The following is a 25,227-nucleotide window of genomic DNA, read 5'->3' as shown; positions in this document are numbered from 1 at the left end:
AGGTGCCGAACGGCATCTGCCCGCCGTGCGCCCGCGCTGGAAGGCTCGTCGGCATGACGATCTTCACTTCCGGCCGGTACGGGTACGCGGCGGCGCTGTGGGCGGTCGCCTACGGCCTGCTCGGCGCGGCGTGGGCGCTCGGGGCGCCCGGCTACCCCTGGGGGGCCGACGATCCCGACCCCGACGGCGCGCTGTCGATCCTGGCCGGCACGGCGCCGCCGTTCGGCTGGTGGATCGCGGCCTTCTCGGCCCTGACGGCCGCGACCGCCCTGGCCCTGACCCGCCGCAACGGCGTCCGCCCGGCGAAGGGGGCGTGGGGGCGGGTGCCGGTCCTTCTGGCCTGGCCGATCACCGCGCTGCTGGTGCTGGTGGTTCCGGACTCGCGGCTGATGATGGGCGTCGCCTACACGCCGTTGCTGCTGGCCGCGCCCCTCTTCGGCTGGGGGCTGGGCGGCGCGACGTTCGCCGACGCCTGGCCGTGGCCGGTGCTCAACCAGCTCGTGTGCGTGCTGGGCGGCCTGCTGCTGGCCGCCGCCGCGCGGGACCACGGGCGCGGACGCGGGAACTGGTTCACCCCGGCGCGCGGGCGGATCGCGGTGTACGTGGCGGTCGCGGTGCCGCTGGTCTACTGCGCCACCCGGTGGGCCTGGGCGCTGGGCATCCCGCTCGGCGTGAGCGCGCGGTTCCTGGCCGAGGGCGAGGACGGGCTGTGGCTGGCGGGGGCGTACCTGGCGACGTTCGGGGCGCTGGGCGGCGTGCTGACGCTCGGGCTGGTGCAGCGGTGGGGCGAGGTGTTCCCGCGGTGGATCCCGGGGCTGCGCGGCCGGCGGGTGCCGCCGCTGCTGGCGATCGTCCCGGCCGGGTTCGTCTCGATCATCATCACGGTGGCCGGGCTCACCTACATCCGCTGGACCGTGGCCGGCCGGTTCGCCCTGGAGGAGTGGGGAGCCTGGCTGCCGGAGTGCTTCTGGCCGGTGTGGGGGGCCGCGCTGGCCACCGCCGCCGTCTGCTACCACCGGCGCCGCCGGGAGAGCCCGCGGCCGGCGGCGGCGGTCAGCCCACGCTCTGCCGCTCGGGCTCGATGAGCAGGACGACCCGTTCCTCGGCGCGCGAGTAGGGGCCGCCGATGTACTTCGCGGCGATCCGGTCGACGATCTCCCAGCCCGCCTCGCCCTCGACCCACTCCACGACCCGGCCCCGGACGAGCACCGGCCGGAACGGCTCGCCGGGCGGCGTCAGGGAGAGCGCGACCCGCGGGTCGCGCCGCAGGTTGAGCGCCTTGCGGGAGCGCGGGCCGGTGAGGACGGCGACGTGGTCGCCGTGCGTGCCGATCCAGACCGGGACGGAATGGGGAGCGCCGTCGGGCAGGAGGGTGGCGAGGTGGGCGATCGGGGTGCCGTCGAGCACGCCGCGCACGTCGGGGTCGAGTTTCATGGATTCTCTCCGGGCTTCTGGAGTTCCTTGAGGAGACTCTGTAACCGTAGCACTGCGAGTTCCTTCAGGGAACCCCGAAAGGTAGAGTGGGGCCATGCAGCGCACGAACTTCGCGGAGATGGCCTGCTCCATCGCCCGCACCCTCGACGTGATCGGCGAGCCGTGGTCGCCGCTGATCCTGCGCGACGTGTGGGCCGGGATACGGCGGTTCGACCAGCTCCAGGCCGATCTCGGCATCTCCCGCAAGGTGCTGACCGAACGGCTGGCCCACCTCGTCGATCACGGCGTCCTCGAACGCCGCCCCTACGACCAGCGGCCGCGCCACGAATACCACCTGACGGCCAAGGGCGCCGAGCTGGTCGACCTGCTCATGGTCATGGCCGGATGGGGTGACAGGTGGCTGGCGGGCGAGGCCGGGCCGCCCGTGCTCTACCGCCACCACGCCTGCGGCGAGATCAGCGCCGTGGAGCTGGGCTGCGCCCACTGCGGCGCGCCGATGCACGCCGGCGACGTCGACCTGCTGCCCGGCCCCGGCGCGACCGGCCGGCCCGGATGAAATCGGTGGCCGGCGCCACGGGCGGTCTGGGAGCCCGAGCCATGCCTCCCACGGAACCGGGCCCGTACCGAGCCGGCGCAACGGCCCTGGTGGTCGCGATCCCCGAAGCCGAGCCGCTGGTCGGCCCCTGGCGCTCCCGGCTGGACGCCGTCGCCGCCGACGGCGTCCCCGCGCACGTGACGATCCTCTACCCGTTCCTCGATCGCGGCCGTCTCGACGAGGAGGCGCTCGACCGGCTGATCGGCGCGCATCCGGCCTTCGACGTGCGGTTCACCCGATGCGGCAGGTTCCCGGGGGTGCTCTACCTCTCCCCCGCCCCCGAACGGCCGTTCCGTGAGCTGACGGAGGCGGTCGCCGCCCGGTGGCCCGAGGCCCCGCCCTACGGGGGGCGGTTCGCCTCGATCGTCCCCCATCTCACGGTCGCCGACCAGCAGGAACCGGAGCTCCTCGACCACGTGGAGGCCGAGCTGACCGCGGGGCTGCCGCTGGCCGCCCGGGTCCGCGAGGTGCGCCTGCTGGTCAGCGACGGCCGCCGCTGGCACCCGGACCGGACCTTCGAGCTCGGGCGGCGCCGCTGAGCGCCCGGCACGCTTTCGTCACTTACCGCGTCTTTGCCATTCCTTGGCGTTACGATCGGGAGACTCCCGTCCCTGATCGATCATGGAGTGCCGTATGGAGCGAACGGTTCTGGCCGCCGTCACCGAACACCCCGACGCCGACTCGGCGCTCGCCGAGCAGATCCGCCGGGTGTGCGCCGAGATGGGCGAACTCGGCCTCCAGGTGCGCTGGACCCGCCGCACGGCCGACGCCCTGGCGGTGGTCGGGTCCGACGCCTCGCTCACGGCGATCCTGGCGGCCTGGGACGCGCCCGGCGCCGAAGACCTGCTGGCCGCGGTGGCCAAGCGCTTCCGCGGCCTGCCGGTCTTCCTGATCACCCAGGACCAGGAGCTGCCGCTGTGGGTGTACGAGGTCATCCAGGGCTACGTCTTCCCGCTGGAGGACACCCCGCAGTTCATCGCCGGGCGCATCGCGCACGCCGCCGACCAGTACGCCGACCAGATCCTCCCGCCGTTCTTCCGCGCGCTGCTGCACCTGGAGGACCACCACCCCTACTCCTGGCACACCCCGGCGCACGCGGGCGGCGTGGCGTTCCTGAAGTCGCCCGTGGGCCGGGCGTTCTTCGACTTCTACGGCGAGCGGCTGCTGCGCACCGACCTGTCGATCTCCGTCGGGGAGCTGGGCTCGCCGCTCGACCACACCGGCCCGATCGGCGAGGCCGAGCACAACGCGGCCCGCGTCTTCGGCGCCGAGCGCACGTTCTTCGTGGTCAACGGCAACTCCACCGCCAACCGCATCGTCGGGCACCACGCGATCGCCCGCGGCGACACCGTGCTGGTCGACCGCAACTGCCACAAGTCGATCCAGCACGCGCTGGCGATCAGCGGCGCGCGGCCGGTCTACCTGGTTCCCGAGCGCAACGGGCTGGGGCTGGCCGGGCCGATCCCGGCCGCCGCGCTGGAGGCGTCCGCCGTCCGGGCGCGGGTGGCCGGTCATCCGCTCGCGGCGGGCGACCCCGCGTACGCGGTCGTCACCAACTCCACCTACGACGGCGTCTGCTACGACGCGGTCCGGGTCGCCGAGCTGCTGGGCGCCACCGTGCCGCGGCTGCACTTCGACGAGGCGTGGTTCGCCTACGGCCGGTTCCACCCGCTCTACTCCCGCCGGTACGCCATGTCGGTCGACGAGCGCACGCTGCCCGGCCCGGGGCGTCCCACGGTGTTCGCCACGCAGTCCACGCACAAGTTGCTGGCCGCGTTGTCGCAGGCCGCCATGTTGCACGTCCGTCCCTCTCCGCGGGCGCCGGTCGACTACGACGCCTTCAACGAGACGTACCTGATGCACGCCTCGACCTCGCCGCTGTACCCGATGATCGCCTCCCTCGACGTGGCCGCGGCGATGATGGACGGCCCCTCAGGGGCGTTCCTGACCGGCGAGGCGATCGTCGAGGCGGTCCGGTTCCGGCAGGCGATGACCCGCCTGGCCGCCCGCATCCGCGACGACGGCCACCGGCCCGCCTGGTTCTTCGGCCTCTGGCAGCCGCCCTCGGTGCCCGACCCGCACACCGGCCGGGCCGTGCCCTTCGCCGACGCCGACCCGGCGCTGCTGTGCTCGGAGCCGCGCTGCTGGGCGCTGGAGCCCGGCGCCGCCTGGCACGGCTTCGACGGCATGCGCGACGACTACGCCCTGCTCGACCCGGTCAAGGTGACGATCACCTGCCCCGGCGCGGACGCGGCCGAGGGCACGCTGGAGTGGGGCATCCCGGCCAAGGTGGTGGCCGCCTACCTGCAGCGGCGCGGCATCGTGGTGGAGAAGACCGGCGACCACACCCTGCTGGTGCTGTTCTCGATGGGCATCACCAAGGGCAAGTGGGGCACGCTGATCGACGCGCTCACCGACTTCAAGAACGCCTACGACGACGACAGGGCGCTGGCGGACGTGCTGCCCGGGTTCGGGCCGTCCGGCGTGTCGTTGCGGGCGTTCTGCGGCGAGGTGCACGCCAAGCTGCGCGACTCGGGCGTGGGCGCGCTGCTCGACCAGGTCTTCACCGCGCTGCCCGAGCCGGTCTCCACGCCCGCCGACGTCTACCAGGCCATGATCCGCTCCCGTACCGAGCGGGTCCCGCTGGCCCGGCTGGCCGGGCGGGTGGTGGCGGCGACCGTGGTGGTCACCCCGCCCGGCATCCCCATGCTGATGCCCGGCGAGGCGACCGGCGCGGCCGACGGCCCGCTGATGGGCTACCTGCGGGCCCTGGAGGACTTCGACCGGGCCTTCCCCGACCTGGCCACCGACATCCATGGCGCCCACCGCGACGGCGAGGGCCGCTACTGGGTTGAGGTCCTCCGCGACTGACGCCCGCCCCCGCAGGCCGTCAGAGCAGGGCCCTCAGAGCAGGGCCCTCAGAGCAGGGCCCTGCTCGGAGGGCCGGGGCCGGTTCAGGGCAGGGCCGGGACGGCGGGCTGGGCGTCGGTCCAGCCCACCTCGGCCAGCGTCGTGACGTAGGACTTCCCGGGCCCCTTCCCGGAACGCCCGGCCGTGTGCTCCTCCGCCAGCAGCGCCATCCTGCCGGTGTCGACGATCAGCCGGTCCGTCGTGCGCACCGCCGCCTTGTCCGTCCCGTTCCCCGTCCCGTTCACCGTGTCGATCATCGTGTCGATCAGGACGACGGCGCCCGGCCTGCCCAGCTCGTCCTTGGCGGTGCCGTCCGCGCGCACGCCCGGCATGGTGAGCAGCGCCCGGTAGGCGGCGTCGCGGACCTCTCTCGGCGCGGGCAGCACGTGCAGGATCCGGGGCAGCGTCCCGGCCACCCAGCCGGGCAGGGCGCTCTCGGGGACGCGGCTGACCCGGCCGGCCCGGGTGATCCAGTCCTTGAGCCGGGCCGGGTCGGCGGGCAGGCGCTGGACCTCGTCGTAGGTCAGCGACTGCCCGGCCAGCTCGAACGTGACCGATTCCCGCACGCTCCCCACGTGGCCCTTGGACGGCTCGGTGGACAGCCGCACGGTCTTCCCGTCGATCGACTCGCTCCACTTGGCGGGTGAGCCGTCACGCTGCCAGGCCTTCTTGTCGGCCGGGGTCGGCGGCGTCGCCCCGAGCTCGCGGTAGGCGTACCAGGCCCTGCCGTCGGGGGTGCTCCACCGTTCCGTGATCTGCCTGTTGACCAGCGAGTACGGATGCGCCCTGGTGCCGAACCGCCCCAGCTGCGGCATGGTGAGCAGCTCCTTGACGTGCCAGTACGCGCCCTCCGGCGGGGCCGCCGCGGCAGGCGCCGGCGCGCCCAGGGCGGCGCCCGCCGCCAGCCCGGCGCCCGCGGCGATCAGACGGGCGATCAGGCGGCGGGACGTCGCCGCCGCGGTCCATGAATACGAAGTCATGACCCTCCATACGCCTGAGCCCCCCGGAGGGTTGCCCGGCGCCTTCTCCGCTCTCGCGGGCAACCCCCCTCGGCGCCCAGGCGTATTAGGAAGCGTGAAATCGGACAGACAGCCGTGAGCGCCACGGAACACGACTTCGGCGCATTCGTGGCCGCACGCGCCACGAGCCTGCTACGGGTCGCCTACCTCGCCTGCGGCGACGAGGCGGAGGCCGAGGACCTGCTGCAGACCGCGCTGGAGCGCACCTATCGGAACTGGGACCGGGTCCGCCACGACAGCCCCGAGCCGTACGTGCGCCGCGTCATCGTCAACGCCGCCATCAGCCGGGCCCGCCGCCGGGCGATCCTGCGGATCATCCCGATGCACAGCCCGCCGGACCTGCCGGACCGGGCGACGGACACCGACCTGCGCCGCGTGCTCATGGACGCGCTGCGCGCCCTGCCGCCCCGGCAGCGGGCGGTGATCGTCCTGCGGTACTGGGAGGACCTCAGCGAGGCGCAGACCGCCGAAGTGCTCGGCTGCTCGGTCGGCACGGTCAAGAGCCAGGCGTCGAAGGCGGCGGCCAAACTCCGTTCGGCCCTCGGACGGGAGACAGTGGAAGGAGTGATCAGGAATGCCCACGCTTGAGGAGGAGCTCCTCCGGCTCATGACGGAGGAGACGGCCCGGCTGCACGCCGCGCCCGACCTGGTGGACCGGGTGGTGCGCGGGTCCAGGCGCAGGCGGGTGAGAGGCCGGATCGCGGCGTTGTCGGCGTCGGTGGCGGTCGTGGCCGCGCCCGTGGCGTACCTGGGCATGAGCACGACGACCGCGACGGGCGGCCAGGTCACGATCTCCGTGACGCCGGAGCCGCCCGCCATCGACGACACCCCGCCCCCGCGGCCGGAACCGCCGAGCCTCGGCGACCTGGGCGACGGGAAGACGTTCGGGCACGTCAGGGTGGGATACCTGCCCGAGCGGCTGAAGTGGTCCGGCTGGTCGGTGGACTTCGGCGACAAGTACACCACCGCCTACTTCTACGAGGGCGACGACCCGGGCTCCTACCGGGTGCAGATCTACATGTACGAGGAGGGGGCCGTCCAGGAGATCGGCGACCGGATCGCGGCCTACCGCGACGAGGAGGACGGCGAGGAGGTGACCATCGGCGACCGCGGCGGCTACCTGGTCGTCCAGAACGTCGGTGAGGACGGCATGAAGGGCACGCCCACCCTCTTCCTCCGCATGGGCGACCGCCAGTGGGCCGAGATCATGTTCAGCCCGACGTACGCCAAGGAGTTCCGCGACGCCGGGGCCGTGTCCGCCGAGCTGAAGAGGATCGCCGAAGGGCTCACCCCCAACCCGTGACCGCCTCCGCCTCCACCGCGCCCGCGCGAACGTGCGCGGCACCATACCTCGGGGGGTATATTGGCGGTGGAGGTGGAGCGAATGGACATGAACGCGGCCGTCCTGGCCGAGGCGCTCACCCGGCTCAAGCGGGCCCACGGCCAGCTCGGCGGGGTGATCGCCATGATCGAGAACGGTGACGACTGCGAGCGGGTGCTGACCCAGCTCGCGGCGGTGTCCAAGGCCCTGGACCGGGCCGGATTCAAGATCATCTCCACCGGCCTGCAACAGTGCCAGGCGGCGCGCGAGCGCGGCGAGGAGCCGGCCATCACGCCGGAGCGGCTGGAGAAGCTCTTCCTGGCCCTGTCCTGACCCCACGGGCATCCGAAGGCGACGAACGAACCGTACGCCGGAGCATGCCCGTTTTTTTGCCTGCCCTATACCCCCCGGGGTATCAATGGGTAGGACGGTCCGTGACCGGACCACGACCTGCGACGACACGAAGGCGGCGAAGAAGATGAGCACGATCCACATCGAGGTGGTGGAGACCTCCTCCCTGGGCGACCGCAGCTACCTCGCCCACGACGGACAGGTGGCCCTGGTCGTCGACCCGCAGCGGGACATCGACCGGATCCTCGCCCTGGCCGGACGTCTCGGCGTCCGCATCACCCACGTGGCCGAGACCCACCTGCACAACGACTACGTCTCGGGCGGCCTGGCCCTGGCCCGGGTGACCGGCGCCGCCTACCTGGTCGCCGCCGACGAGACCGTGGAGTTCGACCGCCGGCCGATCGCCGACGGCGACGAGGTCGCGCTGTCCGGCGCCATGAGCGTCCAGGCGGTGGCCACGCCCGGCCACACCTTCCATCACCTGTCGTACATCCTGACCGGCCCGGACGGCCCCGAAGGCGTCTTCACCGGCGGCTCCCTGCTCTTCGGCACCACCGGCCGCACCGACCTGCTCGGCGCCGAGCACGCCCACGACCTGGCCCACCGCCAGCACACCTCGGCGCACCGCCTGGCCGACCTGCTGCCCGACGGCGCCCACGTGTGGCCCACCCACGGGTTCGGCAGCTTCTGCTCGGCCACGCAGGCCGACGCCCCGGCCTCCACGATCGGCCGCGAGCGGCAGGCCAACCCGGCGCTGCGCCTGGAGGCCGACGACTTCGTCGCCCAGACCCTCGCCGGGCTCGACGCCTACCCCGCGTACTACGCCCACATGGGCCCGCGCAACTCCGAGGGCGGCGGCCCGATCGACCTCACCCCCGTACGGGCCGCCGACCCCGCGGAGCTCAGCAGGCGGATCGCGGCCGGTGAATGGGTGGTGGACCTGCGCTCCCGCAAGGCGTTCGCCAGCCGCCACCTGACCGGCACGCTCAGCTTCGGCCTCGACGGCCCCATGTCCACCTGGCTCGCCTGGATGGCTCCGTGGGGCGCGCCGATCACCCTGCTGGGCGAGGACGCCGGGCAGGTCGCCGCCGCCCAGCGCGAACTGGCCCGCATCGGCGTCGACCGTCCGGCCGCCGCCGCGACCGGCGACCCCGGCCAGTGGGCCGGCGGCGACGACGAGCGGCTGGGCGAGCTGGCGGTGGCCACGTTCGCCGACCTGGCCGCCGTCCACGCCGGGCGCGCGCCCGCGCACCTGCCCGCCCCGGACGTCGTGCTGGACGTGCGCATGACCAACGAATGGCGGGCCGGTCACGTCGCGGGCGCCACTCACATCCCGCTGCCCGACCTGCCGCACCGCCTGGCCGACGTCCCGGCCGGCACGGTGTGGACGCACTGCGGCTCCGGCTACCGGGCGGCCGCCGCCACCAGCCTGCTCGCCCGCGCCGGACGCCGCGTGGTGCACATCGACGACGCCTACGCGGCGGCCGCCGAAGCGGGCCTGACCATCACCGACGCCTGACCATCACCGACGCCTGACCCGACCGGTCCCGCACCCTCGGCAAGGACCATCGCATGACCACCCCTGACACCCCGCCCGCCACCGTGAACGCCACCGTGAACGCCACCGTGGACGCCGCCGCCCTGCGACGGCTGCTGGACGGCGGCGGCCCGCCCCAGATCATCGACGTGCGCACCCCCGGCGAGTTCGCCGCCGTGCACATCCCGGGCTCCCGCAACGTGCCGCTCGACCTGCTGCGCGCGCACCACGCCACCCTGCGCCCCCGCCTGGACGAGGGCGCGGTGCTGGCCGGCGCGCGTCTTCCGCGGGCCAAGTGGATCGCGGCCGGCATCGGCGCCGGGCTGACCTTCGCCGTGTCGGACACCTGCGCCATGGGCATGCTGCTGTCCAGGCTGCCCTACAACCGGGGGCCGCGCACCGACCTGGCCGCCGTCCTCGACTCCCTGGCCGCCGTCCTCGACTCCCTGGCCGGCGGCCGGGGATGACCTGACGGGACGCGCGCCGGGCGTCAGGAGTGGCCGTGGCGGTCGAGGCCGAGGGTGGAGATCAGGTCCTCGTGCAGCTCGAACCAGACGCGGTGGCAGGAGTCGACGTCGGTGCGGTCGACCCAGGCGCCCTCCCCGTTGCGGGCGCGGGCCAGGGCCGCGGCGAAGCGCTCGTCGTACCCGCCGAACCGGGCCAGGACGCCGGTCAGCCGGTCGGCCAGCGGCTGGAGGGCGCGGCCGACGACGGTGAGCTCGTGCAGGATCCGGGCGTCCCAGGCGGGGTCGGAGTGGTCGTTGGCGGCGAGCCGGTCGCGGCCGTCCGGGCGTAGCTGCCAGTCGGTGCACGCCTTGAGCAGCAGGGCGTTCAGCGGGAGGAACTCGCGGTAGACGTCGCGGACCTCCTCGGCGCCGCCCGCCCGGTCGAGCTCGGCGGCCAGGCGCCGTTCGTCCTCGGCCCGGCCCGTCTCGGTGAGCGACCAGCCGCCGGTGCCGGCGAACTCCGACCGGCTCACCCAGCCGCGCGCCTCGGCGTCGAGCAGCTCCTCCTCCGTCTCGGCCACGCCGAGCGCGTACCGGCGGGCGAGCACCGGGGTGTCGGCGAACCCGGTGACCCGTACGGCGTGCAGCGCCAGCAGGCCAGGCGCGGACTGCCGGGTCATGAGCCGGCCTCCTGACGGGCGGTCAGGCGGGTGTAGTGCTGCTGGCAGGCCTGCGGCGAGTTGAACCCCATCGCCTCCGCCATCTGCGCCCAGGTCAGCCCGGTGCTGCGGGCGGTGAACAGCAGGGCGGACTCGATCGCCTCGACCTCGGCGCGCGCGGCGGGCAGCAGGGCCAGCGCGGCCAGGACGTCCTGCTGCTCCAGGCCGGCGTTGCGCCAGACGGCGAAGCGCGTCAGGTCGACCGCCGAGGGCGGGACGGGCGGAGGTTGCCACGGGCGCGGGTCGAGCAGGTCGGCACCCATGGCCATGAGCCGCCGGCGGGCCTCCTTCTCGCGCTGCGCCTGGAGCTGGTCCGCGTTCGGGGGGTGGGCGGGGTCGTGGTTGCGTTGCATGCGGGACATGATTCACAATCGCCGGGACATCGTCAACATTTTGTTGAAGGGCGGGGCGGATGATCGTACCCCTCGGCGTGGCCGCGGCCGACGCCTGCGGAGGCAAGGGCGGCGCGCTCGGCGAGCTGCTGCGGGCGGGGCTGCCGGTTCCCGACGGCTTCGTGGTGCCGTTCGCCGCCTACCAGGCCGCGGTCAGGGGCCTGGAGCTCGGGCGGCGCACGGCCGGACCGGACGGCCTGGCCGCGGCGCGGCGGACGGTCGAAGGGCTCGCGGTCGACGCCGGGCTCGCCGCGGCGCTGGCCCGGGGGCTCGGCGCGCTCGGCGACCCGCCCGTGGCCGTGCGGTCGTCGGCGGCCGACGAGGACACCGGCCTGAGCTCGGCGGCCGGCCGGTACGAGAGCTTCCTCGCCGTGCGAGGCGCGGGCGGGGTGGCCGAGGCCGTGCGCGCCTGCTGGGCGTCGCTGTTCTCGCCGCGCGCCGCCGCCGAGGGCCGGTCCGGCGACGGCCCGGCGATGGCGGTGATCGTCCAGCGCCACCTGGACGCCGAGGCGTCCGGGGTCATGTTCACCCCCGGCGGGCCGGGCGAGCCCACCGGGATCGAGGCGTCGTGGGGGCTCGGGCCCAGCGTCGTCGGCGGCACGGTCACGCCCGACTCCTACCGGGTCGGCGCGGACGGATCGGTCGTGCGCGCCGTGGCCGACAAGCGCACCCGGCTCGACCGGGACGGCGCGCGGCTCGTCGTGCGGGACGTGCCCGACGGCGACCGGGGGCGGGCGGCGATCGACGACGCGACCGCCGTGCGGCTCGCCGGGCTGGGCGCGCGGATCGCGGCCCTGCGCGGCGGGCCGCAGGACGTCGAGTGGGCCGTCGCGGGCGGCCGCGTCTGGATCCTGCAGGCCCGCCCGGTCACCGCCGCTCCCCCGGCCGCCGGCCCGCCCGCCCCGGCGGCGGACGTGCCGGCCGGGGTGCTCGCCGGGACGCCGGGCAGCCGCGGAGCCGTGACCGGCACCGCGCGGATCGTGCGCGGGCCCGGCGACTTCGCCCGCGTGCGCCCGGGCGACGTGCTGGTCTGCCCCTTCACCGACCCGGCGTGGACGCCGCTGCTGCGCATCGCCGCCGGCGTCGTCACCGAGACCGGCGGCGTGCTCTCCCACGCCGCGATCGTGGCCCGCGAGCACGCCATCCCCGCCGTCCTCGGCGTCCCGGACGTGACCAGCAGGCTCCGGGACGGCGCGCTCGTCACCGTCGACGGCACCGCCGGCACCGTCACCGCCACCTGAACCCCGGGAAAGGAGAGGGGAGCGGTCTCCGACCGGCCGCTCCCCGCGCACCTATGTCGCTACGACGCCTCTACCTGGCCCGCCACGGCGCGGCCGACGCGTTCGGGCAGCTCACCGACGACGGGCGGCGGCAGTCGGCCCTGCTGGGCGAACGGCTGGCCCGGATGCCGATCGGCGCGGTGTGGCACTCCCCGCTGCCGCGGGCCGCCGAGAGCGCGCGCGAGCTCGCCCGGCGCCTGCCGGACGTCCCGGTGGCCGAGGCCGCCGAGCTGGTGGACCATGTGCCGTACGTCCCCGCCCCCGCCGAGACGCCCGCTTCCTGGGCCGGCTACTTCGACGGCTTCGACCGGGCGGAGGCGGCCTCGGGGCGCGCGCTCGCCGACGCCCTGGTCGCCCGGTTCGCGAGGGTCCCCGACGACCCCGCGTCCGACGTGCACGAGGTGCTGGTGACGCACGCCGATCAGATCGCCTGGCTGGTCCGGCACGCGCTGGACGCGCCGCCGCCCCGGTGGCTCGGCCTGAACAGCGCCAACACCGGGCTGACGATCATCGAGTACCGCACCGGCCTGCCGCCCACGATGGTGATGTTCAACGACCTGAGCCACCTCCCGGCCGGCCTGCGCTGGACCGGCTTCCCACGGGACATGTGGCCGTGAGCGGGGGCCGGGAGGCGTCAGGAGGTGGCGCGGGGAGGTGGCGTCGGGTGATGCCGCGTCAGGAGATGCCGCGTCAGGAGATGCTGCGTCCCTCCACCGCGTCGAGCACCAGCGGGCTGGGGCCGGGGTCGCCGCGCACGCCGAAGCCGTAGCGGTAACCGGCCCTGACCTGCGGGTCCGACAACGCCGGCAGGTGTTCCAGCGTGGCCGCGGTCACCAGCTCCCAGCCGGAGCCGGTGTCGGCGTACATGGCGGCCCGCTCGCCCACCAGCGACAGCGCGAAGCGGCCGCCGTCGGGGATGGTGACGCCCTGCTTGACGCCGAAGACCGCGAGCCCGCCCGGCACCTGCGGGCCGCGCACCTCGAACCCGGCGAACCTGTGGCTGTTGACGTAGAACGCCGCCACGTCCGTCCTGCCGTCCTTGACCAGGCCCGTGTAGACGGTGTCCATGTCGGTGGAGTCGCCCTGGAACTTCCTGATCGTGATCGCGGTGGCGAACGCCGGGTTGCGCGGCGAGACGCCTGACGACATCAGCCCGAACCAGGACGCCGACGGATGCCCGGCCGACAGCGCGCCGCCCGCGTACGTCACCTGCGGCAGCTCCTTGTCCTCCGGCAGGACCCGATGGGCCTGGTAGTCGCCCGCCCGGTCGAAGCCGTCGGCCAGCTCCTGGTTGGCGAAGGCGTCGGGGGCGGGCGGCACGTACGCGGCCTGGGGCGGCAGCCGGAACGTCACCCGGTCCGTGTGCCCCAGGTAGGACGCGCACACGACCGGGTACTCCTGGTTCGCGGGCGCGTACGCCGTCAGCGTGGTCTCCGTCGTGCGGCTCGCGCCCGTGCGCAGGCCGGTCACCGGCAGCGCGGGCGGATCGACGGCCACGCCGTCGCAGGCGGACAGGGTGACCCGGCCGGCCATCGGCAGCACGTCCCGGTTGGTGACGGTGAAGGTGACCTTGGAGCCGAGCCGGCCGCGCTCGGCGGTGGACGCGCTCACCTCGACGTTGCGCCGGGCCAGGCCGGGCAGCGCCGCCGCGGCCACGCTCAGCCGGTCGATGTCGTACGAGCCCGCCCAGTCGGAGCCGGCCGAGCCGCGTACCCACACCTTGACCCGGGAGATCGCGGCGCGCGGGGCCCAGCGGGACAGGTCCAGCGTGAGCCGGTTCCAGCCGAGCTCGGGGTCGATCGTGCCGGCGCCCTCCGCGACCGCGCCGCCGCGCCCGTAGACGCGGACCCTGGCGGTGAAGACGTTGCCCGGCTTGAAGCCGTCGTCGGCCTCGGGCGGCACCCGGACCGACAGCGACAGCGACGGCGTGCGCGAGGCGTCGAGCGGCTTGCCGAACAGCACGTCGGCGCCCTTGTACGACTTGGCGTACCGCGACCAGCCGGGCAGGTCGCGGTCGAAGCGCACGCGCAGCGCGTGCCCGCCGTCCACGGCCACCCGCTCCACGGCGGCGGCGTTGTCCGAGGGCCGCCAGCCGTCGGCGCCGGTCTCGAAGCCGGAGATCACCCGCTCGGCCACCGGCCGGGCGTCGAGCTGCGTGCCCGCCACCGCGGGCGGCTTGCGGACGGCCAGCTTGCCCGGGTCGAAGCCGGGGATGACGTCCTTCCAGTCGGAGATGCCGATGATCTTCTTGGCGAACTCGGTCGCCTCCAGCGACCGGTCGGTGTCGATGGCGGCGAACACCTCGTGCAGGGGCTTGCGCTCCCCGGCGTTGGAGGGCGCGCCGTGCTCCTCGTCCCACGTCCACAGGCCGAGCCGCAGGCCGCCCTCCTGCTTGTGGTCGACGTGCCGGTGCAGGATGAAGGAGTCGATGCCATCGGCGAAGGCGATCTTGTAGTAGGCGTAGGCGTAGGCCGCGGCCTGCAGCTCCAGCTCCTTGGCGGAGTAGTCCTGGGAGTTCAGGCCCTGTTCGGACAGGATCACCCGCCGCCGTTGCCCGTTGTAGGTGAGGTCGCCCTGGGCGAGGTAGCGCGGCAGCAGCTCGATGTTCTTGAACGTGATCCGCAGGGTGTCGAAGCCGTCCGTGGCGGTCTTGTCGTTCCAGAACGCCGGGTTGAACAGGTTCTCCGGGTAGGGGTGGTAGGCGATGTTCCAGTCGAAGTCGCCCTGGCGCTTGGTGAGGGCATTCAGGCCGTCCACCACGTCGCGGCCCTTGTAGGTGTACTTCGGGTCGTCGTTGGCCGCGCCCGTCCAGAAGTGCGTCAGCGAGGTGTAGACGCGGGCTGCGGCGTCGGCCTTGCGCACGGCCTGCCAGGTCAGCCGCATGGCGCGGGCGTACTGGTCGAGGAAGACGTCGCGGTCCTGGCGGCCCATATTGTACCAGAACTGCTGGGCGTCGATCTCGTTGCCGACGATCCAGCCCCACGCCCGGCCGTAGCGGCCGTCGGGCCGGCTGTAGCGCTGGGCGAAGAACTCCATCGCGGCGGTGAAGTGCGCCTCGCCCTCGGCCGTCTTGGTGTTGAACGCGTACACCGTGCCCTTGCCCAGCTCGGCGTCGGGGTGGATGAGCGTGCGCGCGGCGGAGTTGGCCGCGCCGCTGTTGTAGACCAGCACGATCATGTTGACCAGGACGCCGTTGTCCGACAGCGGCTTGACCTGGGCGTCGAGCCCGGCGACGGCGCCGCGGTCGAAGTAGTACGTCTTTCCCTGCGAGACGAACTCGATGGTGTTGCCCGGGGCGCCCGGCCCGGCCGTCATGACCGAGTCGAGGGCCAGGTTGATGCCGGCGTGCTGGACGCCGATCTCCTCGGCGTCGTCGGTCATCTGCACCTGTAACCCCTTTTTGCCCGACATTTCGGGATAAGGGGTTTGGTTGGCCGACGCGAAGCTCAGCTTGTCGGCGTAGTGCACCTCTCCCAGCGGGCCGTCCGCGCCCACCGCCAGGAACTTGTCGTAGAGCCGGTCCTGGTCACCGTCCATCCGGGGCACCTCGACGCGGAACGGGCCCGCCTCGACGGAGGCGACCGGCCGCTCGCCCGCGGGCGAGTCCTGCCAGGTGTCCAGCGCGTACAGCTCGGCCGGGCCGGGGGCGAGGCCGGTGACGGTGATCGTGTCCCCGCCGACCTCGACGCCGCTCACCCCGCCGGCCGCCGCCGCGCGCGCGGGCAGGGCCTGCGCCGGGACGGCCAGCATCGGGACGGCCAGCGCCAGGGCGATCAACAATCGCATGGTCATCTCCTCCTACTTGGCCCAGTCCTCGTCGCCCCAGGCGTTCTTCTTGATGCCGGCCTCGATGCCGCGCTTCCACCACTTGTCCAGGTCGGCCAGCTCCTCCTCCAGGGAGCGCCGGCCGAGCAGGTAGCCGTCGAAGACGTCGCGGAAGGAGGTCCCCTCCGGGCCGCCCGGCAGGGCCGTCACCCGGAACGGCTTGCCCCACTCGCCCTCCAGCAGCCCGGCGGTCTCGGCCGACGGCTCGACGCCCTCGACGGCGGGCAGGCCGCCGGTCGCGTCCAGCCAGGGCTTGATCGCCGGCGAGCTCATGTACTGCAGGAACTTGACCGCCGCCGCGTACTTCTCGCCCTTGACGGTGGAGGGGATCATGTAGCTGGTGCCGCCGATCGAGGCGCCGTAGCGGGCCGGGGCCTCCGACGACAGCGGCGTGCTGGCCCTGGTGATGGTCGGGAACGGCATTGTGCCGAGGGCGAACTTGGCGTCCGCCTTCAGCGCCTCGACGGCGAAGTCCGTGCCCCACGACATGGCGGCCTTGCCCGAGACGAAGTCGCGGTAGCCCACGGTCGCGCCGCCGTCGGCGACGCCCGTCCAGTTGGGCGTGCCGCAGTCGAAGAACTCCTTGTAGATCTTCAGGGACTCGGCGACCTCGGGCGTCCTGGTGGTGAGCGTGCCCTGCTTGATGGCTTTGCTCATCGACTTCTCCGTCACGGTCGGCGCCTTGCCCGGCTTGCCGGTGGCGTCGAAGAAGTTCCAGTCGTCGTGGTACTTGTCGATGAGCTGGGTGCTGACCGCCTCCCACGTCCAGCCGGCGGCCAGGCCGCCCTTGTCGAGGGCGACGGGGTCGAAGCCGGCCGCCTTGAGCTTCCCGCAGGCGCTCCTGAAGTCCTCCCAGGTGGCGGGGGGCTGGTCGACGCCCGCCTTGGCGAAGGCGTCCTTGTTGTAGAACAGGCCGATGGCGACCAGGTTGAAGGGGATGTACTCCAGCTTGCCGCTCTCCTTGCTCAGCGCCTTGGAGACGGCGGGGCCGTAGTACTCCTTCCTGAACACGTCGATCCAGCGCTGGTTGCCCGGCACGTACGGGTTGGGCTTCTGCAGCTCGGCGTCGAGCGCGTGCACCTCGTGGGCCTTGTGCGGCGGCTGGTTGAAGACCAGTTCGGGCGCGGTGCCGGCGGCGAGCTGGGTGGTGATCGTCTGCATGAAGCCGTCGAGGGGCAGCACCTGCGTCCTGACCTCGATGCCGGGCTCGCGCTTCTCGAAGGCGTCGACCAGCGCCTCCCAGGCCGGTCCGAAGCTGCTGCCGCTGGCGTTCCACTGGTTGGGGCCGGCCAGCGTGATCGTCACCTTGCCGCCGCCGTCCTGGGCGGACGTGCCGCCGGTGCCGAGCAGGCCGCAGCCTGTCAGCGCGAGCAGCGCGGCCATCGCGGCCGGGGCCGCGAGCCCGCTCTTGGGGGGTGTTCTCATCGGGGTAGGGGTCCTTCCTTTATTGATACGTTTCAATCGCGGGACCGGCTCACTTGCCGGACACGATGCCGCCCTGGATGCCCGCCAGGAACCACTTGGACAGGAATGTGAACAGCACCACCAGCGGCAGGCTGGCCAGGACGTAGCCGGCGAACAGCGGCCCCCACTGCTGCGCGTTCTGGTTGGCGAAGAAGGCCAGCCCCGCGGGGATCGTCCGGTAGGCGTCGGTCTGCACGGTGAGCAGCGGCCAGAAGTAGTCGTTCCACACGCCCAGCACCGTCATCAGCGCCACCGTGCCGATGACCGGCCGGGCCAGCGGCAGCATGAAGGCCACGAACAGCCGGACGCCGCCCGCCCCGTCCACCCGCGCCGCCTCGAAGATCTCCTCGGGGATCTGCGCCATGTACGTGCGCATGACGACGATCCCGAAGACCGTGTTCGCGGTGACGTGCGGGATGATCAGCACCAGCCGGCTGTCCAGGATGCCGAGGTCGCGCATCAGCACGAACAGCGGGATCAGGCTGGTGATCGAGGGCACCATGAGCAGCGCCGCGACCAGCCCGAACAGCGCGTTGCGCCCCGGGAAGCGGTAGCGGGCGAACACGAAGGCCGCCGCCGGGGCCAGCAGCATCGTGCCGGCGATGGCCAGCGCCGCCACCACGAACGACGTGAACAGGTACGGGCTGACCTGCTCCCAGGCCGCCGCGTAGTTGTCCAGGTGCACCGGCCAGGCCGGCGACCAGTAGCTGCCGAAGAACTGCTCGTTGTCCTTGACCGACGCGGCGAGCATGAACAGGTACGGGAACAGCCCGGCGAAGGCCAGCACCGCCAGCAGGCCGCCGGCCACCAGGTCGGTCCTGCGGGTCCGGCTCACGATCCCGACCTCCTGCCGAGCGCCAGCGCGACCAGGCTCACCCCGAGGGTCAGCGCGAACAGCACCGTGCCGAGCGCGGCCGCGTACCCCCAGCTCGTGTCCACGAACGCGGCGTCGAGCATGCGCAGCACGGGCACCTGCGTGGCGTTGTCGGGGCCGCCCTTGGTCATGATGTGGGCCTGCATGCCGTACTGGAGCACCGAGATCACCGCCAGCACCAGCAGCAGCTTGACGTCGCGGAACATCATCGGCAGGTCGATGCTCCAGAAGCGGCGCAGCCGGCCGGCGCCGTCCACCTCGGCGGCCTGGTAGATCTCGGCCGGCACGTTCTGCAATGCCGACAGGAAGACCAGGAACGGCAGGCCGGCCACCCACGGGAAGCCGATCGTCATCAGCGCGGCCAGCGCCGTGGCCGGGTCGCCGATCCAGTTGCCCGCCAGCCCGTCCAGGCCGAGCGCGCGCAGCAGGCTGTTGACGACGCCGTCGCGCGGGTCGTACATGAACTGCCACAGCAGCACGTTGACCACGGCCGGGAAGGCCAGCGGCAGGATGAGCAGGGTGCGGAAGACGAACCGCAGCCGCTCGCTGGACAGCGACATCACCAGTTCGGCGGCCAGCAGCGGGAACAACCACATGAGCGTGACGGCCCAGACGAAGATGATCCCGGCGTTGCGGAAGGAGGCCCACCACAGGTCGTCGCCGAGCATCGTGAGGTAGTTGGCCAGGCCGACGAACGGCGAGCCGAAGCCCGGCCGCCACTCGTACAGCGAGTGCAGCATGCCGTTGAGCGCCGGGTAGTAGGCGAACGCCGCGAGCAGGGCGAAGGTGGGAAGGAGGACGAGGTAGACGCCCCACGGGATCCGGCGGCGCGCTTTTGTGCTGGTCACGATCGTCAATGCCTCTCAGCGGTGGTGCGGAACGCGTACGAGCCCGAGCCGACCCGGTAGACCGCGGCCCCCTTGTCGAGGCGGTCGAAGGTCACACCCTCCGCCTCGGCCGCCGGCCGGCCGCCCTCGGTCACCCGTTCCGGCGGCGCGGGCACGTGCACCTCGGCGCGGGTGTTGGGCGGCACGACGACGTCCAGGGCCAGGCCGCCGTCCGTCAGCCGCCAGGAGATCTCCACCTGGCCGTGCCGGGTGCGGTGGGCGGTCCGCGCCCAGCCGATCCCGCCGCCGGGGCGGGGCCGCACGACGATGTCGGCGTAACCGGGCGAGCCGGGGGCCAGGCCGCCGACCGTCCGGTACATCCAGTCGCCGACGGCGCCGTAGGCGTAGTGGTTGAAGGAGTTCATGCCCGGGTCCTGGAGCCCGCGGTGGTGGCTCCAGGAGTCCCAGCGCTCCCACATGGTGGTCGCGTCGCCGTGCACGACCGGGTAGAGCCAGGACGGGAAGGTGTCCTGCGTCAGCAGCCGGTAGGCCACGTCCAGCCGCCCGGTCGAGGTGAGCGCGTCCAGCAGGTACGGCGTGCCGAGGAACCCGGTCGACAGGTGGCCGCCGCGCGCCTCGACGTCGCCGGCCAGCCGGGCCGCGGCCCTGGGCAGCTCGTGCTCCTCCAGCAGCCCGGCGGTGACGGCCAGCACGTACGCGGTCTGCGTGCCGCTCGCCACCACGCCTGGGCCCTCGACGAAGGCCGCGCGGAAGGCCCGGCGCACCCGTTCGTACAGCTCCAGGCAGAACCGCTCGTCGGCGTCGCGGCCGAGCGCGGCGGCCAGCCCGGCGAGCTGCCGGGCCGACAGCGCGAAGATCGCCGTGCCTACGAGCCGCTTGGGGGTCTCGGCGCCGATCGACAGCCAGTCGCCGAACCCCTCGTCGGGGAAGATCCCGTTCTCGGAGCGCCGGTCCAGGTAGGCCAGCCAGCGCAGCATCGGCTCGAAGCAGGCGGCGACCACACGGGCGTCGCCGCGCAGCCGGTGCAGCGCCCACGGCAGCATCACCAGCGCGTCGCCCCAGCCGGGCGAGCCGGCCTCCTTGGGGTTCGGCGACAGGCCGCGGCCCGACAGCACGTCGGGGACCACGTGGGGGACCGCGCCGTCCTGGCCCTGGGCGTCGACGACGTCGGTCAGCCAGCTCCGCAGGAACGCGGCGGCGTCGTAGTTGAACAGGGCGGTCGGGGCGAAGGCCCAGATGTCGCCGGTCCAGCCGAGCCGCTCGTCCCGCTGCGGGCAGTCGGTGGGGACGGCCAGGAAGTTGCCGCGCTGCCCCCACACGATGTTGCGCTGCAACCGGTCGAGCCGCTCGTCGGAGCAGGTGAACTCGCCGGCCGGCTCCATCGCGGCGTGGGCCACCCTGGCGGTGATCGACTCGGGGGCCGCGCGCAGGCCCGACACCTCGGCGTACCGGAAGCCGTGGAAGGTGAACCTCGGCTCGAACGTCTCGGCCTGCTCGCCGCGCGGCAGGAACTCGTCCGTGGCGCGGGCCGAGCGCAGGTTGGCCAGGTGCAGGCCGCCCTCGTGGTCGAGGACCTCGGCGTGCCGCAGCACCACCGGGCGGTCGCGGCCGGCGCGGCCGGTGAGCCGGACCCAGCCGACCAGGTTCTGGCCGAAGTCGGCGATCCACACGCCGGGCCGGTGCTCCCACACGCGCACCGGCGCCACCTCCTCGTGCACGCGGATCGGCGGCGCGACGGAGGCGGTCACCCGGCCGGCCGGCGGGCTCACCGGCACCGCGGGCGCCCAGCCGGAGTCGTCGAACCCGGCGGCCGTCCAGCCGAGCGGCTCGGCCGCCAGGTCCTGCCGCTCGCCGTTCTGCAGGTCGGCGTAGCGGATCGCGCCGGAGCCGGCCCGCCAGTCGGTGTCGGTGCGCAGCCGGGTGCGGGTGCCGTCCTCGTGCAGGATCTCCAGCTCGGCGCGGAAGGCCAGGCGGCGGCCGTACTGGAAGGAGCCGAACCAGCTGATGTTGCCGGCGTACCAGCCGTCGGCGAGGACCGCGCCGATCGCGTTGCGTCCCTCCGACACCAGCGCCGTCACGTCGTAGGTCTGGTACGTGACGCGGTGGCGGTAGTCGGTCCAGCCGGGGGCCAGGTGGTCGGCGCCGACCCGGGCGCCGTTGAGGTGGATCTCGTAGACGCCGAGCGCGGTGGCGTACAGCCTGGCCCGGCGCACCGGCGACGGCACGCCGAACTCGCGCCGCAGGTACGGGCTGGGCCGGTCGCCGACCGGCTCGCGGCCCAGCGGCGGGTCGCCGTGCAGCCCGACCTCCTCGGCCAGCCGCCAGCCGGAGTCGTCGAAGCCGGGCTGCTCGAAGCCCTCGCCCGGCCGGTCCTCGGCCCGCCACCGGCCGCCGGAGGTGACGGTCACCGTGCTCTCGCCCGCCACCGGGACGAGCTGCGGCAGCGCGGGCCTCCCTTCGACCACGACCTCCAGCCGCACGCACAGCCCCGGCCCGGCGGCTTTGATCGCGAGCACGTTCTCGCCCGAGGTCACCAGGTCGCCGGCGTCGGCCACGAACGCGCCCGCCCGCCGCTCCCCCGCGACCGGCACCCCGTTGACGTACGCCTCGACCGCCTCGACCGCCTCGACCGCCCCGGCCGCCCCGGCAGCCCCAGCCGTCCCGGCCGCCCCTGCCGCCGCGGTCCCGCCGCCGTCGCCGATCACCAGCCATGCCGACAGCGGCCTGGCCCCGCCCGGCACCGAGAACCGCGTCCGGAACGCCCCGGCCGGCGACCCGGACGGGCCGAGCGGGCCGGCGACCCAGATGCGCGGCACGTTCTCCAGCGACGGCAGCCGCTCGGAGCCGGGCACCATGGGGGTGCCGATCCAGCCGGCCATCCAGCCGCCGGCCTCGCCGAGCCCGGTCTCGAACCAGTGCGCGGGGCTCCACCCGGACCATTCGCCGTGCTCGTCGGCCGCCTTGACCCGCCACTGGTAGCGCGTCCTCGGCCGCAGCGCGGCGCCGCCGTACGGGACGTCGAAGGTCGCGGACGAGGTCACCACGCCGCTGTCCCAGACGACTTCGGCCCCTTCGCCGGCCGGATCGCCCTCCCGGGCCACGGCCAGCCGGTACGCGCTCTGCGCCCGTCCACGCCCGGCCCCGGTGATCCGCCAGGAGAACTCCGGCGCGTCCACGTCGAGGCCCAGTGGTTCGGCCAGTCCTTCGACACGCAGGTCGGTCACGGCGAGATGCGACAAGAGAGCTCCCGGCTAGTTGAAACATTTCAAGCAATGCGCACCGTAGGCACCGTTAGGTACATCCGTCAATGCCCCGATTCCAGACGTGCAGCGAAGGGTCGTTTGGCTGAAACATTTCAACCAGTAGACTGGCTCTCTCTGCCAGGTGACCAGAAGGGCTGCCCACCGGTGACCGACATCCACAAGCCGGCCGAGCGCCGCCGGCTCAGCATGGTCGACGTCGCGGCTCATGCCGGCGTGTCCGTGGGAACGGTCTCCAACGTGCTCAACCGGCCCGAGCTGGTGGCCGAGCGCACGTTGCGCCGGGTGCGCGCCTCCATCAAGGCGCTCGGCTTCGTGCCCAGCGCGCCGGCCCGGCAGCTGCGCGGCGGCTCCGGCCGCTCGGTGGGCGTGATGGTGCGCGACATCGGCAACCCGTTCTTCAGCGAGGTGCTGCCGGGCATCGAGACCCGGCTGTCGCAGGAGCAGCTGCTGCTGGTGCTGTGCAGCTCCGGCGACTCGGCCGAGAAGGAGGCCCACTACCTGCAGATCCTGGAGCAGCACCGGGTGCCCGGCATCCTCATCACGCCCGCCGGGCCCGACATCTCCCACCTGGTGGAGCTGCGCAGGCGCGGCATCGGCATGGTGCTGCTCGACCGGCCGGGCGCCGACGCCCAGCTCTGCGCGGTGGCGGTCGACAACGTTAAGGGCGGCGAGCTGGCCGGCGCCCACCTGCTCGCGCTCGGCCACCGGCGCATCGCCTTCCTCAACGGGCCGCCGATCGTGCGCCAGTGCGCCGACCGGCGCGAGGGGCTGGCCAGGGCGGTGCGGGCCGCCGGACTCGACCCCGACGAGGTGATCACCGAGGTCACGCTGCCCGCGCTGACGCCGCGCGAGGGCGAGGCGGCGCTGGAGCGGCTGCCCGCGCGCAAGGGGCCGACGGCGCTGTTCTGCGTCAACGACACGGTGGCGCTGGGCGCGCTGCGCGGGCTGGAGCGGCGCGGCGTGCGCGTCCCGCACGACATGGCGGTCCTGGGCTACGACGACGTCGAGTTCGCCGAGCTGCTGTCGCCGTCGCTGACCTCGGTCCGCCAGCCCAAGCACCAGCTCGGCCAGGCGGCCGCGGAGCTGCTGCTCACCGACGCCCGGGGCGACGCCAACCACTGGCACCAGGAGATCGTCTTCCAGCCGGAGCTCATGGTCAGGGCCTCGACCGTTCCTCAGTGACGTTTCAAGCCGGTCCGCCGCAGGAAATCGGGTCTTGCCTGGCCGCCTTCTGGGCCTCATTGTTGAGACGTTTAAATCCAGGAGGTCCCATGGGTTGGGTTGCCCGTATCGCCGCCGTCCTCTTACTGCTCCTCCCGGCCGCTCCGGCCGCCGCCGCCACCGCTGCCGCCGCTCTGCCGTACCCGGAGGTCCGACTACCGCATCAAGGGCCTGCAACCGGACTTCTGGCCCGACAAGAACGAGATCGCCGGCAACAACGCCGGCGGCGTCGCCATGAACCTCATCTGGGCCGACTGGGAGCCCAGCGTGCGGACGCCGCCGTGCGCGGCGGGCGCGCAGGAATTCGGCGGGCGCTGCTTCACCGTCGGCTCGGCCGTCGACGCCGCCATCAGGGACTGGACCGCCCGCGGTCTCGTCGTCACCGCCGTCGTCTACGGCACCCCGGCCTGGGCGCGCGGGGCCCGTCCCTGCACGCCCGCCGCCCCCGGGTTCGAGAAGTTCTGCGTCCCCGACGACCCCGCCGACTACGGCCGCTTCGCCGGCATGCTGGCCCAGCGCTACGACGGGCAGCACGGCAACGGCCGCATCGCCGACTTCGTCGTCATGAACGAGGTCAACAGCAACACCTGGTTCGACATCGGCTGCGGCCAGGGCACGGCCTGCGGCACGACCGCCTGGCTGGACGCGATCGCCGCGAACTACAACGCCGCCTACGACGCCGTCATGGCCCAGCAGCCCACGGCGAAGGTGCTCACCTCGCTCGACCACCACTTCGGCACCGCCTACGACCAGCCGGCCGCCTCCGACGCGATGCTGTCGGGCATGACCGTGCTCAAGGGCCTGGCCGCGCGGGCCGGCAACCGGGCCTGGCGGGTCGCCTACCACCCCTACCCGCCGAACCTGCTGGCGCCGCAGTTCTCCGCCGACGACTTCCCGAAGGTCACCTACGGCAACATCGGCGTGCTGGTCGGCTGGCTGCGCCAGCAGTTCCCGAACACGCCGTCGGCCTGGCAGGTGCAGCTCACCGAGAGCGGCGTGAACTCGTTGTCGCCCTCGTCGGAGGCCGCGCAGGCGTCGCAGTTGTGCAACTCCTTCCGCAACGTCCTCGGCACGCCGGGCATCGAGAGCTACGTCTGGCACCGCATGAGCGACCATCCGGACGAGACGGCCGCCGGCCTCGGCGTGGGGCTGCGCCGTACCGACGGCTCGGCCAAGCCGGCGTGGTCGACGTGGGCGCTGGCCAACCGGAACGACCTGTCGCCCCCGCAGTTGTCGTGCGGCTTCGAGCTGCTGCCCCACACCCAGCTCCGGCGCGGCTACCAGGCGAGCAAGGGGCACGTGGCCAGCTCCCGGCTGCTGCCGCCCGGCTTCGCCCAGGAGCGCGTGTGGAAGCTGCTGCGCAACCAGGCGGCCGGCACCGTGCCCCTGTACGAGTGCAAGGTCGGCGCGCACACCATGCTCACCCGCGACCCCGGCTGCGAGGGCCAGTTCCCGATGGGCCCGGTCGGGCACGTCTACACCAGCCAGGTGCCCGGATCGGTCGCGCTGCACCGGTGCCGGGCCGCGAGCGGCGACCACCTGGTCACCGACCAGGCGGGCTGCGAGGGCCTGATCCACGAGCAGGTCCTCGGCTACGCGCTGTCCTGACCCCGTCCCGGGGCGGGGGGGGGGCGCCGGGGGGGGCCCCCCCCGGGGGGGCCCCGGGGCCCCCCCCCCCGGCCCGGGCCGCGGCGCGCCCGCGGGGGGAGTGGGCGCCGGCGGAGTTGC

22 protein-coding genes are annotated in these 25,227 nt (G+C 73.6%); 13 read left to right on the top strand and 9 right to left on the bottom strand.

The window, feature by feature from the left end:
- The first annotated feature begins 53 nt into the window (after positions 1–53).
- Positions 54–1,085, top strand: a complete 1,032-nt coding sequence (locus ACIBQ8_RS46585) for a hypothetical protein (RefSeq protein WP_397195350.1) — start codon at positions 54–56, stop codon at positions 1,083–1,085.
- Here the strand turns inward: ACIBQ8_RS46585 and ACIBQ8_RS46580 are convergent.
- Positions 1,054–1,434 (bottom strand): PPOX class F420-dependent oxidoreductase, encoded by a 381-nt coding sequence (locus tag ACIBQ8_RS46580; RefSeq protein WP_397178940.1) that lies wholly within the window; start codon positions 1,432–1,434, stop codon positions 1,054–1,056. The genes ACIBQ8_RS46585 and ACIBQ8_RS46580 overlap by 32 nt on opposite strands.
- 94 nt (positions 1,435–1,528) lie before the next feature.
- Between ACIBQ8_RS46580 and ACIBQ8_RS46575 the strand changes: the two genes are divergently transcribed.
- From ACIBQ8_RS46575 to ACIBQ8_RS46565, 3 genes are all read left to right on the top strand, one after another.
- Positions 1,529–1,990 (top strand): winged helix-turn-helix transcriptional regulator, encoded by a 462-nt coding sequence (locus ACIBQ8_RS46575; protein ID WP_397178941.1) that lies wholly within the window; start codon positions 1,529–1,531, stop codon positions 1,988–1,990.
- Between the two features lie 41 nt (positions 1,991–2,031).
- Entirely contained in the window at positions 2,032–2,568 is a 537-nt protein-coding gene (locus ACIBQ8_RS46570; RefSeq protein ID WP_397195349.1) for a 2'-5' RNA ligase family protein, read from the top strand.
- Positions 2,569–2,662: 94 nt separating this feature from the next.
- Positions 2,663–4,900, top strand: coding sequence for an Orn/Lys/Arg decarboxylase N-terminal domain-containing protein (locus tag ACIBQ8_RS46565; protein WP_397195348.1), 2,238 nt, complete (start codon positions 2,663–2,665; stop codon positions 4,898–4,900).
- 83 nt (positions 4,901–4,983) lie between these two features.
- On the opposite strand, the gene ACIBQ8_RS46560 is transcribed toward ACIBQ8_RS46565, so the two are convergent.
- Positions 4,984–5,919: a hypothetical protein gene (locus tag ACIBQ8_RS46560; protein ID WP_397195347.1), complete on the bottom strand. Its 936-nt coding sequence runs from the start codon at positions 5,917–5,919 to the stop codon at positions 4,984–4,986.
- A 114-nt stretch (positions 5,920–6,033) separates the two neighbouring features.
- On the opposite strand from ACIBQ8_RS46560, the gene ACIBQ8_RS46555 reads away from it, so the two are divergent.
- The 5 genes from ACIBQ8_RS46555 (at position 6,034) to ACIBQ8_RS46535 (ending at position 9,634) form a co-directional block, all read left to right on the top strand.
- The gene (locus tag ACIBQ8_RS46555; protein WP_397195346.1) at positions 6,034–6,546 is read left to right on the top strand and encodes a SigE family RNA polymerase sigma factor; all 513 of its coding nucleotides are present in this window, start codon (positions 6,034–6,036) and stop codon (positions 6,544–6,546) included.
- Positions 6,533–7,261 (top strand): hypothetical protein, encoded by a 729-nt coding sequence (locus tag ACIBQ8_RS46550; RefSeq protein WP_397178946.1) that lies wholly within the window; start codon positions 6,533–6,535, stop codon positions 7,259–7,261. Before ACIBQ8_RS46555 ends, ACIBQ8_RS46550 begins: the two co-directional genes overlap by 14 nt.
- Positions 7,262–7,342: 81 nt before the next feature.
- Entirely contained in the window at positions 7,343–7,612 is a 270-nt protein-coding gene (locus tag ACIBQ8_RS46545) for a metal-sensitive transcriptional regulator (protein WP_352328991.1), read from the top strand.
- Positions 7,613–7,697: 85 nt separating this feature from the next.
- The gene (locus ACIBQ8_RS46540; RefSeq protein ID WP_397195345.1) at positions 7,698–9,149 is read left to right on the top strand and encodes a rhodanese-like domain-containing protein; all 1,452 of its coding nucleotides are present in this window, start codon (positions 7,698–7,700) and stop codon (positions 9,147–9,149) included.
- A gap of 53 nt (positions 9,150–9,202) precedes the next feature.
- Entirely contained in the window at positions 9,203–9,634 is a 432-nt protein-coding gene (locus ACIBQ8_RS46535; protein WP_397195344.1) for a rhodanese-like domain-containing protein, read from the top strand.
- A gap of 23 nt (positions 9,635–9,657) precedes the next feature.
- Here ACIBQ8_RS46535 and ACIBQ8_RS46530 read toward each other — a convergent pair whose 3' ends face one another.
- Positions 9,658–10,293, bottom strand: a complete 636-nt coding sequence (locus ACIBQ8_RS46530; RefSeq protein WP_397178949.1) for a transcriptional regulator — start codon at positions 10,291–10,293, stop codon at positions 9,658–9,660.
- Positions 10,290–10,685: a DNA-binding protein gene (locus tag ACIBQ8_RS46525; RefSeq protein WP_397178950.1), complete on the bottom strand. Its 396-nt coding sequence runs from the start codon at positions 10,683–10,685 to the stop codon at positions 10,290–10,292. Before ACIBQ8_RS46525 ends, ACIBQ8_RS46530 begins: the two co-directional genes overlap by 4 nt.
- Positions 10,686–10,744: 59 nt before the next feature.
- Here ACIBQ8_RS46525 and ACIBQ8_RS46520 point away from each other — a divergent pair, with 59 nt between their 5' ends.
- Complete coding sequence (locus ACIBQ8_RS46520; RefSeq protein WP_397195343.1) at positions 10,745–11,965, top strand: PEP/pyruvate-binding domain-containing protein; 1,221 nt, start codon at positions 10,745–10,747, stop codon at positions 11,963–11,965.
- Positions 11,966–12,018: 53 nt separating this feature from the next.
- Positions 12,019–12,621, top strand: coding sequence for a histidine phosphatase family protein (locus ACIBQ8_RS46515; protein WP_397178952.1), 603 nt, complete (start codon positions 12,019–12,021; stop codon positions 12,619–12,621).
- A gap of 73 nt (positions 12,622–12,694) precedes the next feature.
- Here the strand turns inward: ACIBQ8_RS46515 and ACIBQ8_RS46510 are convergent, their stop codons facing one another.
- Genes ACIBQ8_RS46510 through ACIBQ8_RS46490 form a run of 5 tightly spaced genes read right to left on the bottom strand, consistent with a single transcriptional unit; the run spans position 12,695 to position 22,239 of the window.
- Complete coding sequence (locus ACIBQ8_RS46510) at positions 12,695–15,790, bottom strand: DUF5722 domain-containing protein (RefSeq protein ID WP_397195342.1); 3,096 nt, start codon at positions 15,788–15,790, stop codon at positions 12,695–12,697.
- 12 nt (positions 15,791–15,802) lie between these two features.
- Positions 15,803–17,254 carry an ABC transporter substrate-binding protein gene (locus ACIBQ8_RS46505; RefSeq protein ID WP_397195341.1) on the bottom strand — a complete coding sequence of 484 codons (1,452 nt, stop codon included), beginning with the start codon at positions 17,252–17,254 and terminating at the stop codon, positions 15,803–15,805.
- Between the two features lie 49 nt (positions 17,255–17,303).
- Positions 17,304–18,128, bottom strand: a complete 825-nt coding sequence (locus ACIBQ8_RS46500) for a carbohydrate ABC transporter permease (RefSeq protein ID WP_397178955.1) — start codon at positions 18,126–18,128, stop codon at positions 17,304–17,306.
- Positions 18,125–19,015, bottom strand: a complete 891-nt coding sequence (locus tag ACIBQ8_RS46495; RefSeq protein ID WP_397195340.1) for a carbohydrate ABC transporter permease — start codon at positions 19,013–19,015, stop codon at positions 18,125–18,127. Before ACIBQ8_RS46495 ends, ACIBQ8_RS46500 begins: the two co-directional genes overlap by 4 nt.
- A 5-nt stretch (positions 19,016–19,020) precedes the next feature.
- Positions 19,021–22,239, bottom strand: coding sequence for a family 78 glycoside hydrolase catalytic domain (locus tag ACIBQ8_RS46490; protein ID WP_397195339.1), 3,219 nt, complete (start codon positions 22,237–22,239; stop codon positions 19,021–19,023).
- A 183-nt stretch (positions 22,240–22,422) separates the two neighbouring features.
- On the opposite strand from ACIBQ8_RS46490, the gene ACIBQ8_RS46485 reads away from it, so the two are divergent.
- Together ACIBQ8_RS46485 and ACIBQ8_RS46480 are read left to right on the top strand one after the other, a co-directional pair.
- Positions 22,423–23,460: a LacI family DNA-binding transcriptional regulator gene (locus tag ACIBQ8_RS46485; RefSeq protein ID WP_397195338.1), complete on the top strand. Its 1,038-nt coding sequence runs from the start codon at positions 22,423–22,425 to the stop codon at positions 23,458–23,460.
- Positions 23,461–23,559: 99 nt separating this feature from the next.
- Positions 23,560–25,107, top strand: coding sequence for a DUF5722 domain-containing protein (locus tag ACIBQ8_RS46480; RefSeq protein ID WP_397195337.1), 1,548 nt, complete (start codon positions 23,560–23,562; stop codon positions 25,105–25,107).
- Positions 25,108–25,227 lie beyond the last annotated feature (120 nt).

It is taken from the genome of Nonomuraea sp. NPDC049646 (assembly GCF_044465525.1).
Classification (GTDB): domain Bacteria; phylum Actinomycetota; class Actinomycetes; order Streptosporangiales; family Streptosporangiaceae; genus Nonomuraea.
This window is presented reverse-complemented; position numbering and strand designations above follow the sequence as displayed.